16 protein-coding genes and 2 tRNA genes are annotated in these 13,316 nt (G+C 60.0%); all 18 read left to right on the top strand.

The window, feature by feature from the left end; translation table 11 throughout:
- The first annotated feature begins 1 nt into the window (after nucleotide 1).
- The 18 genes from ACESWY_RS00325 (at nucleotide 2) to rlmH (ending at nucleotide 13,248) form a co-directional block, all read left to right on the top strand.
- Entirely contained in the window at nucleotides 2-235 is a 234-nt protein-coding gene (locus ACESWY_RS00325; RefSeq protein ID WP_089572694.1) for a hypothetical protein, read from the top strand.
- A gap of 296 nt (nucleotides 236-531) precedes the next feature.
- On the top strand, nucleotides 532-762 hold the full coding sequence (locus tag ACESWY_RS00320; protein WP_138113970.1) for a hypothetical protein: 231 nt from the start codon (nucleotides 532-534) through the stop codon (nucleotides 760-762).
- Nucleotide 763: 1 nt separating this feature from the next.
- On the top strand, nucleotides 764-982 hold the full coding sequence (locus ACESWY_RS00315) for a hypothetical protein (RefSeq protein ID WP_138113972.1): 219 nt from the start codon (nucleotides 764-766) through the stop codon (nucleotides 980-982).
- On the top strand, nucleotides 918-1,454 hold the full coding sequence (locus tag ACESWY_RS00310) for a TadE/TadG family type IV pilus assembly protein (protein ID WP_138374417.1): 537 nt from the start codon (nucleotides 918-920) through the stop codon (nucleotides 1,452-1,454). Before ACESWY_RS00315 ends, ACESWY_RS00310 begins: the two co-directional genes overlap by 65 nt.
- The gene (locus ACESWY_RS00305) at nucleotides 1,426-3,579 is read left to right on the top strand and encodes a hypothetical protein (protein WP_229025965.1); all 2,154 of its coding nucleotides are present in this window, start codon (nucleotides 1,426-1,428) and stop codon (nucleotides 3,577-3,579) included. The genes ACESWY_RS00310 and ACESWY_RS00305 overlap by 29 nt, the downstream gene beginning before the upstream one ends.
- Nucleotides 3,579-4,055: a TadE/TadG family type IV pilus assembly protein gene (locus ACESWY_RS00300; protein ID WP_138374418.1), complete on the top strand. Its 477-nt coding sequence runs from the start codon at nucleotides 3,579-3,581 to the stop codon at nucleotides 4,053-4,055. The genes ACESWY_RS00305 and ACESWY_RS00300 overlap by 1 nt, the downstream gene beginning before the upstream one ends.
- Nucleotides 4,031-4,411: a DUF192 domain-containing protein gene (locus ACESWY_RS00295; protein ID WP_138374419.1), complete on the top strand. Its 381-nt coding sequence runs from the start codon at nucleotides 4,031-4,033 to the stop codon at nucleotides 4,409-4,411. Before ACESWY_RS00300 ends, ACESWY_RS00295 begins: the two co-directional genes overlap by 25 nt.
- A gap of 58 nt (nucleotides 4,412-4,469) precedes the next feature.
- On the top strand, nucleotides 4,470-4,736 hold the full coding sequence (locus ACESWY_RS00290) for a hypothetical protein (protein WP_373092889.1): 267 nt from the start codon (nucleotides 4,470-4,472) through the stop codon (nucleotides 4,734-4,736).
- Nucleotides 4,736-5,020 (top strand): ATP-binding protein, encoded by a 285-nt coding sequence (locus ACESWY_RS00285; RefSeq protein ID WP_035137167.1) that lies wholly within the window; start codon nucleotides 4,736-4,738, stop codon nucleotides 5,018-5,020. The genes ACESWY_RS00290 and ACESWY_RS00285 overlap by 1 nt, the downstream gene beginning before the upstream one ends.
- Nucleotides 5,021-5,143: 123 nt before the next feature.
- Nucleotides 5,144-5,216: transfer RNA gene (locus ACESWY_RS00280), tRNA-Phe, on the top strand.
- A 602-nt stretch (nucleotides 5,217-5,818) separates the two neighbouring features.
- A complete protein-coding gene (locus tag ACESWY_RS00275) occupies nucleotides 5,819-6,880 on the top strand; it encodes a glycoside hydrolase family 5 protein (protein ID WP_138374421.1) in 1,062 nt (353 codons plus the stop codon).
- A 6-nt stretch (nucleotides 6,881-6,886) separates the two neighbouring features.
- Complete coding sequence (rsmI, locus tag ACESWY_RS00270; protein WP_373092892.1) at nucleotides 6,887-7,765, top strand: 16S rRNA (cytidine(1402)-2'-O)-methyltransferase; 879 nt, start codon at nucleotides 6,887-6,889, stop codon at nucleotides 7,763-7,765.
- Between the two features lie 69 nt (nucleotides 7,766-7,834).
- A complete protein-coding gene (gene metG, locus ACESWY_RS00265) occupies nucleotides 7,835-9,436 on the top strand; it encodes a methionine--tRNA ligase (protein WP_138113980.1) in 1,602 nt (533 codons plus the stop codon).
- Nucleotides 9,437-9,546: 110 nt separating this feature from the next.
- Complete coding sequence (gene rsmA / locus ACESWY_RS00260; RefSeq protein ID WP_138113982.1) at nucleotides 9,547-10,407, top strand: 16S rRNA (adenine(1518)-N(6)/adenine(1519)-N(6))-dimethyltransferase RsmA; 861 nt, start codon at nucleotides 9,547-9,549, stop codon at nucleotides 10,405-10,407.
- On the top strand, nucleotides 10,397-11,314 hold the full coding sequence (locus ACESWY_RS00255; RefSeq protein ID WP_373092896.1) for a TatD family hydrolase: 918 nt from the start codon (nucleotides 10,397-10,399) through the stop codon (nucleotides 11,312-11,314). The genes rsmA and ACESWY_RS00255 overlap by 11 nt, the downstream gene beginning before the upstream one ends.
- A 43-nt stretch (nucleotides 11,315-11,357) precedes the next feature.
- Nucleotides 11,358-11,444: transfer RNA gene (locus ACESWY_RS00250), tRNA-Leu, on the top strand.
- A gap of 388 nt (nucleotides 11,445-11,832) precedes the next feature.
- Nucleotides 11,833-12,771 carry an SPFH domain-containing protein gene (locus ACESWY_RS00245; protein ID WP_195239554.1) on the top strand — a complete coding sequence of 313 codons (939 nt, stop codon included), beginning with the start codon at nucleotides 11,833-11,835 and terminating at the stop codon, nucleotides 12,769-12,771.
- 6 nt (nucleotides 12,772-12,777) lie between these two features.
- Nucleotides 12,778-13,248 carry a 23S rRNA (pseudouridine(1915)-N(3))-methyltransferase RlmH gene (gene rlmH, locus ACESWY_RS00240; protein WP_195239555.1) on the top strand — a complete coding sequence of 157 codons (471 nt, stop codon included), beginning with the start codon at nucleotides 12,778-12,780 and terminating at the stop codon, nucleotides 13,246-13,248.
- Nucleotides 13,249-13,316 lie beyond the last annotated feature (68 nt).

The following is a 13,316-nucleotide window of genomic DNA, read 5'->3' as shown; positions in this document are numbered from 1 at the left end:
CATGAACACGATGACTGACGCTGCTGGCAAGGTCCAGGGCTGGGCGTTTTGCCGGGCGGCACATGTTCGTCAGCGCGCCAAGGAGCTACTGCAGGAGGAGAGTGCACAGGGTACCACCGAGTATGCCATCTTGGTCGGCGTGCTCGTGGTGATCGCGATTATCGCCATCGTCGCATTTAAGGGCAAGGTCCAAGATCTATGGAACGCTATCAGCGAGGGCATCAACAGCCTGTAGAGGGCGAGCGCCCCATCGGGGTGCTGCTGGTGTTTGCTTGCCTGACCGTGGCGATAGCGGCGGTGCTTTGGGGGCTTAACGCCGCGCGGCAGCAGCGTCCTGGGGCCGCCTTCGATTCGGGCTCAGATTCGGCGGTGGCGTCTCAAAAAGATGAGATGCGAGATGCGGACGATTCGGATGTCGCTGTCACGGCGCAAACCTTTCTGCGGACGCTCGACAAGCGGTCTGGCACTGCGACGGATTCGCCTGGGGACAACGCGATTACGGTCCGGCTTGCATGGTCTGAGGACCGACCGATGACCGAGGCAGCGGCGGATATGTTACGCGCCTACCGCGAGGTGCCAACGGCCCAGCTCGCCCTGAGCGGCTATCTTGATATTAAGGGCAACGTATGGGGCGCCATCGTGCGCGATGGGCGCGGCTGGGTCGATATGGTGACGGTTGCCGCGGATGCCGGCGATGCCTCGTGCCGCCTGCGCGTGATCCGCCTGAGCCCGCAGGCATCGAACTCAAAGGAGGGGTCGTGAAATGCATGACGTCCTGCGCGAGGAATCTGCCCAAGCGACTGTGGAATACGCCATCGTCACGGTGGCGCTGTTATCGATCGTGCTGGCGATTGTGGGACTTTGGCGTGCTGGCACCGATGGACGCTTGGCGGCGCTGGTTGAGCGGGCGGCATCCCATGGCGTTGCCTCGACGTCGGTTATCGACGCCGCTGCGGGTGCTAAGGACATCGCGTTGTATTGATATCGCGCGTGAGGACCGGGCGCAGTCTACGGTCGAGGCCGCTTTTTTGCTGCCGACGTTTCTGACGCTCATCCTTCTCGCACTGCAACCGGTGTGCCTGCTTTATACGCGCGCGGTCATGGAGTCTGCCGCCGCCGAGACCGCGCGGCTCATGACCACGACGACGGCGGAGGACGACGATCTTAAGGAGTTCACCCGCCGCCGGCTTGCCGCAGTGCCCAACGTTTCGATCTTTCATGCCGGCGGGCCGTTGTCGTGGGATATCGAGCTTGGCCGGGCCGGTGCGGGTGGCGTCTCGGCCGTGTCCGTTTCCGGCAAGGTCAAGCCGTTGCCTGTGATCGGTGCGTTTGCGCGGGCTATGGGTGGTACCGCCGAGGGCGGCTACGTTGAGCTCAAGGTCGATGTCTCGTATCAATCGCGTCCCGAATGGCTGGAGGGAGATTATGATTCGTGGATTGCTGCATGGGATTAAGCGTTTCTGGTCTAGATGCGTTTTGACGCGCCGTCCGAGCTGCCATCGCAAGCGAGGCGGCTTTATGGGCCGTGCCGGTGTCGACCTGTTTATCGAAGACGGTGCCTACACCACGCTTTCTTCTGCCGTGGTCATCCTAGTGGTGCTCACGTTGTTGTTTTCGTCGACCGCGGCGATATGGAGCATGTCGCGTGCCGGGGATACCCAGGTGGCGGCCGATAGCGGCGCGCTGGCGGGTGCCAACGTAGTGTCGTCCTATCACACGGCTGCCACGGTGGTTGATGCGAGCATCTTGAGTCTGGGGCTGGCGGGGTTTGCCACAATCGGGACGGGCCTGGTCGCCATCCTCATCCCGGGTGCCGAACCAGTTGCCGGCAATATGGTCGACACCGGGATTGAGATCATTAAAACGCGCAACAAGTTTGCCAAAAGCGCATCGGAAGGCTTACAGAAAATCGAGACGGCTCTGCCGTATCTGATCGCCGCGCGTGCCACGCAGGCGGTGTCGGCGCAGGATACCGATAGCGTGACCTATACCGGTACGGCGCTTGCCGTGCCCAGGACATCCGAGTCGGACTTCGCTGCGCTCAAAGGGTCAGAGATCTCGACCGATACCATTAAAGACACATCAGATGATTTAGAGCGTGCGGCCGAGGAGCTGCGGAAGGCTTCTGAGGACACGGCGAAGGCTAAAGAGCGCGCTTGGCTGGCGGATTGTGGCGGGTCGGACGAGAGTTCGATTGGCAAGTACTCGTGTATGTGGGAGCGTGCGAAAAGCCTAACGGATCTCTCTGGTGCTCAAAATCCACATTACGCTTCGAGCGTTACGTGGGAACCGCAAGTGGCGCTCGATCGCGCGAAGGCCTACTATCGCCAGCGCCTGGCAAATGAGAAACCGCTTGGCGAGGGTCCGGAAAAACAGGCAGATTCTGCTGCACGAAAGGTGTTCTTCGCTTATGCGAGCGAAGAAGTCGAGCGGGCATATATAACTGAAAAGGACGGCAAAGTTTCCGCCCACACCCCTTTCCTTCCGCGAAATCCAGATGAGGCGCGGGCGACTGAACTCTATACCGATGCGTGTTGGCCCACGAGTGAAGTAGATAAAGTTACCTATTTGCATTATGGGACTGACTGTCCAAATTACAAAAAAGGAAAGCCGGGTGGGCTGGCATCCGTCGCAGATTTTGACGGTCACGAAACGTGTAGCGAATGCCATTTCGGTGTGTCGTCTTTAGGGTACGTTGCGATTGCAACGACTTCTGTCGAAAGGGGCTTCGAGTACCACTTCGATAAGTTCAAAGAGGCCCTGGAAGACTACGTCGAATGCCGCAACAAGGAGTTCGAGCTCGAGCGTCAGACCGAGGACGAGGCCGACCGTGCAGGCAATGCGTTTGACCAGGCCATTAAAGCGCTTTCCGGCGAGCGCCCGCGTATCGCCCCACCTGGACGCAACGGCGTGGTCGCATTTGCAGTTTCGGGTGATATTACCAGCCCCGATCAACTTAACTCCTCGTTTAACACGGCAGTTAGGCTTGGCGATCGCGGTGCTATCTCTGCCGCGGTGCTGGCGCCCGATGACGCGACGGCGCAAAACAACGTGCTTTCGCGATTTTTCTCGACATTGAAGGAACGCTCGGGCGGCGTTGCCGGCGTGCTCGACGGCGTCATGGATGTTTGGGGACGGCTGCTCGTAGGATACGGTGATATTCAAGGTTCGGCCGACGAACTTATGGACGAGATGATTAAAGGCCTAGGAGGGGGCAGCGGCGCGTTGGGCTCCATCGCATCGTGGCTCGGCGATACCGTTTCGGCGTCCGTGGCGGCGCTGGGTTTGGAACCGTGCGACTTGCGCCTGCGAAAGCCGGTGCTGACCGATTCTGCCAACGTCATTAAGAGTCCGGGGTCTGACATTGCGGGTCTCTCTCAAGCGCAAGACAAACTGCGAAGTATTCCGTTGGGCGTGACCGATCCCAAGGCGCTTTGCGAGGCGTTGGAATATCAAGTCGAACGCACCATTAGCGGTACGGTGTTCACACTTGCGGAGATTCCTCTGCCCGGCGGCGGTTCCATCCCGCTCACCGTCGATGTCGCCACGCTGGTTGGCGCTCTGGGCGGTGGGTCGTAATGAGTATCCGCATGCGTCTGCGCGAGGAGCGCGCCCAAGCGACGGTGGAGATGGCAGTGGTTACGCCCGTTTTGCTGGTGCTGGCACTCATCGTGTACAACGTCATGATCTTTGCCGGCGCTGTCGCGCGCTTCGACCGCGTGGTGCCCGACATCGTGCTAGCGCATGCCGTGGCGTCGGAGGGGGAGGGCGACGAAAGCTCTGCCGATGCCTCGGCGACGGTCCAGACTCAAATTCTGAATGCCATGGAAGGCTATGACTTGCAGATCGAAGTGTCGAGCGAGCAAGGCGCGAAGGCATCAGATGGTGGCCTGCTCTCCCTATCCGGTACGTTTAGGACCTACACCTGCACCATGCACTATGAGCCGTGGCCGACTTCTCTCAGCATCGCTGGCGTTCCGCTGGGGGCGCCGACAACGTTGTCGCACGAGCGCGCGGTGACGGTCGATCCATGGCATCCGGGGGTGGTCATGTGACCGCGGTCTCGTCCTACATCGCCTACGCGCGGGCACTCAATAGGCTGGGTTGGACGCCGGCCGAGTTTGTGGTGGCGGAGTCGTTTGTCGTGCGCCTGCGCGGCATGCTGGGACGGCGTCCGGTTGCCGCCAACGGCCTGTCGCTCGTCATGGCGTTTCCACGCTGCTCTTCGGTCCATACGTGTTTTATGGCCTATCCCATCGACATCGCCTTCATCGATCGCGACGGCAATATCCTCGCGCGCTACGAAAACGTTCGTCCTTGGCGCATGTGCTCCTGCCTCGGCGCCTGGGCCGTACTAGAGCGTCCTTCAATCATTGTTTCGACTCCTGCTCTCCAACGCGTGCCGGCTTAAGAATTGGCGACAGTGGACTTTCGTCATACGAAATTGGGTAAGATGGAGGAGAAGATGCATGGATGTTGAGATCCATCCCAACGCTAAAAAGCACCTGACGGAAAAGCAGGTGCTTAGCGCTTGGCTTGCGGTTACTGAGTGCATTCGTCGCGAGCCGAAGGACGAGCCGCCGAGATGGCTTGCAATTGGATGGCTCTCAGACGGACGAAGCGTGGAGCTTGTCGCGGTCGAGCTTGTCCGTGGGCTGCTTATCATTCATGCCTTGTCTCCAGTCCAGAAGAAATTTTGGCAGGAGATTGAACAGGCTCGGCAAAGGGGTCGATGATGGGCAAGACGTATACGGCCGCTAATGGTCAGGTTGTAACGGATGAAATGATTGACGCGTGGTGCGAGTCGTACGAGCGCGGAGAGTTTCCGGATGGCGAACACACCGTTGGTGGGATCGTGCATGGACGGCCCCCGCTCTCAGGTGAGGGGACGGCAACGCTGTCGGTCAAGATTCCTCTGGGAATGAAGGAGGCCATTCGTCGACGGGCGGCTGCCGAGGGGATGACGCCAAGTGAGTTTGCCCGTGCGGCTCTGAGTGAAAAACTTCTTGCTGCCGGCTGATGCCTCTGACGTGCCGATTTATAGAACCGAGGCTGTGCCCAAAAACTTTTTTAAAATTCTCGGTTGACCGGAACGCGTCCTTGGTTATACTAATCAAGCCTTGAAACAAGGCACACCTCAAATGGCTGGGTAGCTCAGTTGGTAGAGCAGAGGACTGAAAATCCTCGTGTCAGGGGTTCGATTCCCTTCCCCGCCACCTTGAATTGACTAGGACCTCTGCAAAGGGGTCCTTTTCTTTTATGAAGCTCCCACATGGAATCGAACCCCGTGAGGGCGCGGAGCTGAGTAAACGCGTAAGCGTTTGCCAGCGCAGCTCGCAAGGCGCGTAAGCGCCGCAGCGGTCCGTCCGCGCAGCGCGCGGACGCGATTCCCTTCCCCGCCACCTTGAATTGACTAGGACCTCTGCAAAGGGGTCCTTTTCTTTTATTGAGGGCTCTGCGGAAATTGCGTCCCGGAATTTGGCTTCAGAGTGGGATGCGTTTTCCGCTTTGAGGCCGCTTGGGAAAGCGCGACCCGGAATCCGGCGTCAGAATGGGATGTGCTTTCCTTTTGCGGTCTTTGGCGGAAACTGCGTCCCAGATCCCGCGCTCAGAACGGGATGCGCTTTTCGGCCGCCTACTTCCGGCGCATATGTACATCTCGGCGCGCCATCTCGGGCCCGCCCAGATATTCCTCCCGCTTTTGCGCCACTTTACAGACCGTTCGGTCGTCTGTCCGCACGCGCGGGTATACTCAAAACGATACTTTTCCTATGCAATACGATGCAGGCTCGGCCTGCACGATCCGAAGGGGGCAGTGATGGAGAGGATACTCGGCGTTAATCTCTCTGGCTGGTTTATTCCCGAGCCTTGGGTGACCCCGTCGCTATACGCGGCGACCGGTGCATCCAACGCGGCCGAGCTGCAGGAGGCCATGGGCACCGCCGCCTATAACGAGCGCATGCGCCGTCATTACGAGACGTTTGTGAGCGAGGACGATTTCCGTCGCATGGCGCAGATCGGTCTCAATGCCGTGCGTCTGCCGGTGCCCTGGTATGCCTTTGGCTCGCAGGAGTCCGATGCGTCCTACATCTCGGTTGTCGACTACATTGACCGTGCGATTGAGTGGGCTGCCAAGTACGACATCCGCGTGCTGCTTGATCTAGCAACTGTGCCCGGTGGCCAGGGCGATTCCAATGATTCGCCCGCCACGCCAGAGGCTGTTGCCGAGTGGCATTCGTCCACCAACGGCCGTCATGTTGCGCTCGACGTGCTCGAGCGCCTGGCCGATCGCTACGGCGAGGCCGAGAGCCTGCTGGGCATTGAGCTGCTGGATACGCCGCAGATGAGTGTCCGCAAGAGCCTCTTCACCATGACGGATGGCATTCCGGCGCACTACCTGCGCAACTTCTATCGCGATGCCTATGAGCTCGTCCGTTCATATATGCCCGAGGATAAGATCGTCGTCTTCTCGTCGTCGGGGCATCCCAGCGAGTGGAAGCATTTTATGCGCGACGCCAAGTATAAGAACGTCTACATGGACCTTCACCTGTACCATTACCGTGACGAGCATGCGCTCGATATCACGAGCCCCCGCGGGCTGACGACGGCGATTTCGCGCAACAAGCGCGAGCTCAAAGAAGCGATTTCGACTGGGTTCCCCGTGCTGGTGGGCGAATGGTCGGGCGCGGCGATCTTTGCCAACTCGTCGGTTACGCCCGAGGGCCGCAATGCCTACGAGCGCGTGTTTATCGCCAATCAGCTGGCTTCGTTTGCGCCGGCTGCCGGTTGGTTCTTCCAAACGTGGAAGACCGAGAAGCGCATTGCAGCATGGGACGCCCGCGCGGCGCTCGGTACGCTCGAGCGCGGCATGATTGAATAGGTTGATATGACGCAAAACAGCGCCCATACGGGCAAACTCTATGTGGTCGGCACGCCCATCGGCAACCTGGGCGACCTGTCCCCGCGCGTTGGCGAGGCGTTTGCCGCCGCCGATGCCATCTGCTGCGAAGACACGCGTGTGACGTCAAAGCTGCTGATGCACCTGGGCATTTCCAAGCCGCTTGTCCGTTGCGACGAGAATGTGATCGCCAGCCGCGCCGCCGGCCTAGTCGACCGTCTGCTGGCGGGGGAGACCCTCGCCTTTGCCTCGGACGCCGGCATGCCGAGCGTGTCCGATCCCGGCCAGGCGCTAGTTGAGGCGGCGCGTGAGGCCGATGTGCCCGTCGAAGTTATTCCCGGGCCCTCTGCTTGCGTCACGGCGCTTGTTTCGTCCGGCATTCCCTGCGAGCATTTCTTCTTCGAAGGCTTTTTGGGTCGCAAGCACGGCGACCGCGTGCGCCGACTGCAGCGCCTTGCCGTGGTGCCCGGCGCGCTCATCTTCTACGAGTCTCCACATCGCATCGTGGCGACGCTCGAGGCCGTGGCGGAGGCCTTTCCCCAGCGTGAGGTTGCCGTCTGCCGCGAACTCACCAAGCTGCACGAGGAGGTCTTGCGCGGGCCCGCTGCTCAGCTTGCCGAGGAGCTGCGTGCTCGCGGCGAGGTAAAGGGCGAGATTGCGCTGGTCATCGCGCCGCCGAGCGAGGATGAGGAGGCCGGTATCGTGCCGGTTGGCGCCGCGGCAGCGGATCCCGACGAGGCCCTGCGCGAGGATATCCGCGCCGCGCTCGAGGAGGGGGAGCCCGCCTCTGCGGTGGCCAAGCGCCTGTCTCAGAAGTATTCGCGCCGCAAGCGCGATGTCTATGCCATGGTGCTCGATATGCAATAGATGGAGGATATCCAGCCCTTGCGCTAGAATCATCCCCTGTATGCAACGTTTTTCTGGAGGACAAACCCCATGGATCAAAGCAAGCCTTCGTTCTTTATCACGACGCCCATCTACTACGTCAACGCCGATCCGCACCTGGGCACGGCTTATTCCACCATCATCGCCGACGTTCAGGCTCGCTATCGTCGCTCCGCCGGCTATAACGTCAAGTTCCTGACCGGCATGGACGAGCACGGCGAGAAGGTCGCCGAGGCCGCAGCCAAGCACAACATGACGCCGCAGGAGTGGACCGATAGCCAGGCTCCGCACTTCAAGGAGCTTTGGAGCAAGCTCGAGATTTCCAATGATGACTTCATCCGCACCACCGAGCCGCGCCAGCACCATGCCGTGCAGTACCTGTGGGAGCGCATGAAGGAGTCCGGCTACCTGTATAAGGGCAGCTACGACGGCTGGTATTGCGTGCCTGACGAGACCTACTTTACCGATACGCAGGTCCAGAAGGGCGACGAGGAGTACGGCAGCGTCGGCCAGCACCTGTGCCCCGACTGCCACCGTCCGCTTGAGCGCGTGCAGGAGGAGTCCTACTTCTTTAAGCTTTCCGCTTTCCAGGATAAGCTGCTCAAGCTTTACGACGAGCACCCCGACTTTGTCGAGCCTGCGTTCCGCATGAACGAGGTACGTAGCTTTGTCGAGGGCGGCCTTAATGACCTTTCCGTGAGCCGTACGAGCTTTGACTGGGGCATTCAGGTCCCGTTTGACGAGGGTCACGTGACCTACGTGTGGTTCGATGCGCTGCTCAACTATATGACGGCCGTCGGCTACGGTGTCGACACCGACGAGGCGCGTGCCGAGCTGGCCTATCGCTGGCCCGCGCAGTTCCACATCGTGGGTAAGGACATCATCCGCTTCCACTGCGTCATTTGGCCCGCCATGCTCATGGCCATCGGCGAGGCCCTGCCCGAGCACGTCTTTGCCCACGGCTTCCTGACCGTGCGCAATGCCGAGACCGGCAAGGCCGAGAAGATGTCCAAGAGCCGCGGCAACGCCATCGCTCCGCAGGACGTTATCGACATGCTGGGCGTCGAGGGCTATCGCTACTACTTCATGACCGACGTCGTCCCCGGCACCGACGGTGCCATCAGCTTCGATCGCATGGAGCAGGTCTACAACGCCGACCTGGCCAACAGCTGGGGCAACCTTATCTCGCGTTCGCTCAACATGAGCGGCAAGTACTTTGACGGTTGCGCGCCCGCCAAGCCCGCGTCGTTCGATGCGTTCGACAACCCGCTGGCAAAGATCGCCGATGGCCTGGTCGAGCGCTACATGGCCAAGATGGACGTGCTCGATTACGGCGGAGCCAAGGATGAGGTCATGGAGCTCATCCATGCCGCCAACCACTACATCGAGGACTCCGAGCCCTGGGCGCTTGCCAAGGACGAGGCCAAGGCTGACGAGCTGGCATTTGTGATCTACAACCTGCTCGAGGCCATCCGCATTGCCGCTCACCTGCTGATGCCGCTCATGCCCCAGACTTCTGTCGAGGCCCTGCGCCGCCTGTCCTGTGAGGGCGAGGCCGCGAGCGACGACCTCAAGGGCATTTGTACTTGGGGCCTGCTTGCCGGCGGTCAGCCCGTCGAGAAGGGCGATCCGCTGTTCCCGCGTCTGGCGTAGAGACCGCGCGAGCGCCATATCGGCAATTTGCTGTTTAGCTGTAAGGGCATGGCCGCCACGGTCCATGCCCTTTTGTTTCAAGACGCCGCCATCATGCTAAGGAGGCAACCATGACAACTTCGCCTTTGGCAAACCCCACGGCCACCAGGGAGCTGCTGGAGGAGTTTGGCCTTGCGACCAAGCATCGCCTGGGCCAGAACTTTCTAATCGACAATCATGTGATCGAGCGTATCTGCGAGCTTTCCGAGCTCACGGGCGATGAGCGCGTGCTCGAGGTTGGCCCGGGCGTTGGTACGCTCACGCTTGCGCTGCTGCAGGAGGCGGCGTGTGTCACGTCGATCGAGGCCGACCCCGAGCTCGAGCCGGTGCTCGATGCCCACGCCGCCGACTACGCCAACTTCCGCTTTATCATGGGCGACGCGCTCAAGGTGGGTCCGGAGCAGATTGAGCAGGCTGCGGGCGGTGAGCCGACGGTGTTTGTCGCGAACCTGCCCTATAACGTGGCGGCGACGATCATCCTGCAGTTCTTCCAGACGATGCCTGCACTCAAGCGCGCCGTCGTCATGGTTCAAAAGGAGGTTGCCGATCGTATTGCCGCAGTGCCGGGTAACAAGACCTATGGTGGCTACACGGCAAAGCTGGGCCTGTATGCGCAGGTTACGGGTCGCTTTGAGGTTCCGCCGCGTTGCTTTATGCCGGCGCCGCACGTTGACTCGGCTGTCGTGCGTATCGACCGTGTTGACGGCGTGGTGCCCGAAGGACTCGATCGCGAATTTGTGGCCCGCGTGATTGATGCTGCATTTGCCCAGCGTCGCAAGACCATCCGCAATTCCATGAGCGCCAACGGCTTTGCCAAGGACGTGCTCGATGCCGCCTTTGAGGCTTGCGGTATCGCACCCACCACGCGCGCCGAGACGCTTGATGTTGCCGACTTTGTCCGTCTGGCCCGGGAGCTAATCCATGATGCCTAATGCCGCACGCGTGACGTTTACCAAGAAAAAGAAGACGGTCGCCTGCCCCGTGCCCTTGGCACCGCTTGCCGACACGCATGCGCATCTGCTTTCGTTTTGGGGCAAAGAAGTGCCCGAGACGCTCGTGCGCGCCAAAGCCGCGGGCGTCGACCTGTTGGTGACGATGTTCGACCCCATCGCTGACAAACGCAGCGTGACGGACTATAGCGACTGGCTCGTGCGCGAAATTCTGCCGATGCAGGATATCCCGCAGATCAAGTATCTTGCCGGCGTGCATCCGTATGGCGCGCCGGACTATACCGACGACGTTCACGCACAGGTCGTTGCCGCACTCGATGACCCTTTGTGCGCCGGTATCGGCGAGATCGGTCTGGACTACCACATGGATTACGACGACGATATCGCGCCGGCGCCCCACGACGTGCAGATCGACTGTATGGCGCGCCAACTCGAGGTCGCCGTACGCCGCAATGTGCCGGTAGAGCTGCATCTGCGTCATGAGGATACGGACGAGGAGCGCACCTCGCATGTGGACGCCTACAACGTGTTGCGCGAGGTCGACGTGCCCCAGGCCGGTTGCGTACTGCACTGCTTTGGCGAGGACCGCGCCACGATGGAGCGCTTTGTGGAGCTGGGCTGCTATATCGCCTATGGTGGCGCGGCCACCTTTAAGCGCAACGACGACGTGCGCGAGGCATTTGCGGCAACCTCACTCGATCGAATTTTGTTCGAGACGGATTGCCCGTATATGGCTCCGGAGCCCATCCGCGGTCTTGAGTGCGAGCCTGCAATGATCTCCATTACGGCAAACGCGCTGGTTAACGACCGTGTCGATCGCACAGGTGAGGACGCCGAAACAATCGCGCAAGCCGCTTGGGAAAATGCCTGCAAACTTTTTCAAAAATAGTTCTTGCGTTCGCGGTGGCGCTCCGTTATTCTAATTCCTGCACGCGGGCGTGGCGGAATTGGCAGACGCGTACGGTTCAGGTCCGTATGGGGGCAACCCCATGAAGGTTCAAGTCCTTTCGCCCGCACCATTAAATGAAAGAGCTCCCAGCAATGGGAGCTTTTTTGTTATGGGCCGTTTTTGGCAGATTTGACCTATCGATTTCGCGCGGTAGATGCCCCCGTGGTCAAAAAGTGGCAAATATGAGTACTGGCACGAAAATAGAGACATTTCACGAAGCCATTTTTGCTCATTTTGCGCAACAGATGTACGCTAATTTGACCCAATCTTGAGACAAGACGAAGTAAATTCGATAGACCTCGGGTTCAAAGAGGCGATTTTGACCCAAATACGCTGTTACTAAACTGGTAACAGTACTCATATTTGGCCTTTTTTGACCACGGGTCCTCTTGTTGGTGTCACACAGCTGCTTCGTGCGGGTATCCTAGTCCCAACGCGTGCCTATCAGAGGAGAAACCATGCTGTTGTCCGGTATCATCGCTACCCTTACGAGCCTTCTACTTCCCATCATCCTTTTGTTGCTATTGCTCCCCAACGCCTGCTATGTCGTTGAACAGCAGCATGCTGTGATCATCGAGCGCCTGGGCAAGTTCAATCGCATCGTCAACGCGGGCTTCCACATGAAGGTACCCGTGATCGACCGCAAGGCCGCCACGGTGAGTCTGCGCACCATGAAAAACGGCTTCGGCATCGACGTTAAGACCCAGGACAACGTGACCATCGGTCTTGAGGTCTCTGCTCAGTACCACGTGAGCTATGACATGGGCGCCGGCCCGGCAGATTCGGGTATCTACAAGAGCTACTACATGCTGCAGGAGCCCGTCGACCAAATGCGTGACTTCATCACCGATGCCCTGCGCTCTTCCATCCCCGTCTACACGCTCGATGAGGTCTTTGCCAAAAAAGACGATATCGCCAAGGACGTCAACGCCACCGTGTCCGAGCAGATGGCCGCCTACGGCTTCACCCTCGTGTCGACACTTATCACCAAGATCGCGCTGCCGACCGAGGTCGAGAACTCCATGAACGACATCAACGCCGCTCAGCGAAAGCGGGCCGCTGCGCAGGAGCTCGCCGAGGCCGATCGCATCAAGCGCGTTACCGAGGCGACCGCCGAGGCTGAGGCGATGGAAAAGGCGGGCGAGGGCATCGCCAACCAGCGCAAGGCCATCGCGCTGGGCATCAAGGACTCGCTCGAGATTATCCAGGAGACGGGCGTCGGCAACGATGAGGCCAACCAGCTGTTCATGTTTACGCAGTGGTCCGAGATGATGACGGAGTTCGCTCGCACGGGCAAAACCTCGACGGTCGTGCTGCCGAGCGATTTCTCACAGTCGGCCTCGATGTTCGAGCAGATGCTGACCGCCGGCAAAGTTCAAAACGATTCGAAGGAGTAGACGCGCGTGAAATACACCGTCGTTTGCGTCGGTAAGCTCAAGGAGCGCTTTTGGAAGGACGCGTGCGCTGAGTACACCAAGCGCCTAGGTGCCTATGCAAAGGTGGATATCCGCGAGGTGGCCGATATCGATCCGGCCAAGGCGGGCGGTGTGGATGTCGCGCGCAACAAAGAAGGCGCGGCGATTCTTGCTGCCCTGCCACTGCGGGCACATGTGATTCTGCTGGCTATCGAGGGCAAGGAGCGTTCGAGCGAGGAGCTCTCGACCCGTCTCGATGACCTCATGCTGCGAGGCAACAGCGACATCGCTTTTGTAATTGGCGGATCGGATGGCGTGAGCGATGCCGTGCGCGCCCGCGCCGACGAGATGCTCAGCTTTGGGCGCATTACCTTGCCGCACAACCTGGCGCGCGTGGTGCTGCTGGAGCAGATTTACCGCGCCTGCAAGATTAGCCGTGGCGAGCCGTATCACAAGTAGGTCGGCAATACGAAACAATGGCGTGGGACAATGACTTTCGTTTTGAGGAACGCATCTGAGAGGACTGT

The sequence above is a fragment of the Collinsella aerofaciens ATCC 25986 genome (assembly GCF_964237925.1).
Lineage (GTDB): Bacteria > Actinomycetota > Coriobacteriia > Coriobacteriales > Coriobacteriaceae > Collinsella > Collinsella aerofaciens_BJ.
Note: the sequence above shows the minus strand (reverse complement) of the source record. Positions and strands in the feature narration are given on the sequence as shown.

What these genes read in the sequence shown, in the direction of transcription:
- ACESWY_RS00300 (WP_138374418.1), top strand. Translation starts at nt 3,579, where the DNA reads ATGAGTATCCGCATGCGTCTGCGCGAGGAGCGCGCCCAAGCGACGGTG.
- ACESWY_RS00295 (WP_138374419.1), top strand. Translation starts at nt 4,031, where the DNA reads ATGGCATCCGGGGGTGGTCATGTGACCGCGGTCTCGTCCTACATCGCC.
- ACESWY_RS00275 (WP_138374421.1), top strand. Translation starts at nt 5,819, where the DNA reads ATGGAGAGGATACTCGGCGTTAATCTCTCTGGCTGGTTTATTCCCGAG.
- ACESWY_RS00285 (WP_035137167.1), top strand. Translation starts at nt 4,736, where the DNA reads ATGGGCAAGACGTATACGGCCGCTAATGGTCAGGTTGTAACGGATGAA.
- metG (WP_138113980.1), top strand. Translation starts at nt 7,835, where the DNA reads ATGGATCAAAGCAAGCCTTCGTTCTTTATCACGACGCCCATCTACTAC.
- ACESWY_RS00320 (WP_138113970.1), top strand. Translation starts at nt 532, where the DNA reads ATGACCGAGGCAGCGGCGGATATGTTACGCGCCTACCGCGAGGTGCCA.
- ACESWY_RS00245 (WP_195239554.1), top strand. Translation starts at nt 11,833, where the DNA reads ATGCTGTTGTCCGGTATCATCGCTACCCTTACGAGCCTTCTACTTCCC.
- rsmA (WP_138113982.1), top strand. Translation starts at nt 9,547, where the DNA reads ATGACAACTTCGCCTTTGGCAAACCCCACGGCCACCAGGGAGCTGCTG.
- ACESWY_RS00310 (WP_138374417.1), top strand. Translation starts at nt 918, where the DNA reads ATGGCGTTGCCTCGACGTCGGTTATCGACGCCGCTGCGGGTGCTAAGG.
- rsmI (WP_373092892.1), top strand. Translation starts at nt 6,887, where the DNA reads ATGACGCAAAACAGCGCCCATACGGGCAAACTCTATGTGGTCGGCACG.
- ACESWY_RS00325 (WP_089572694.1), top strand. Translation starts at nt 2, where the DNA reads ATGAACACGATGACTGACGCTGCTGGCAAGGTCCAGGGCTGGGCGTTT.
- ACESWY_RS00290 (WP_373092889.1), top strand. Translation starts at nt 4,470, where the DNA reads ATGGATGTTGAGATCCATCCCAACGCTAAAAAGCACCTGACGGAAAAG.
- ACESWY_RS00255 (WP_373092896.1), top strand. Translation starts at nt 10,397, where the DNA reads ATGATGCCTAATGCCGCACGCGTGACGTTTACCAAGAAAAAGAAGACG.
- ACESWY_RS00305 (WP_229025965.1), top strand. Translation starts at nt 1,426, where the DNA reads ATGATTCGTGGATTGCTGCATGGGATTAAGCGTTTCTGGTCTAGATGC.
- ACESWY_RS00315 (WP_138113972.1), top strand. Translation starts at nt 764, where the DNA reads ATGCATGACGTCCTGCGCGAGGAATCTGCCCAAGCGACTGTGGAATAC.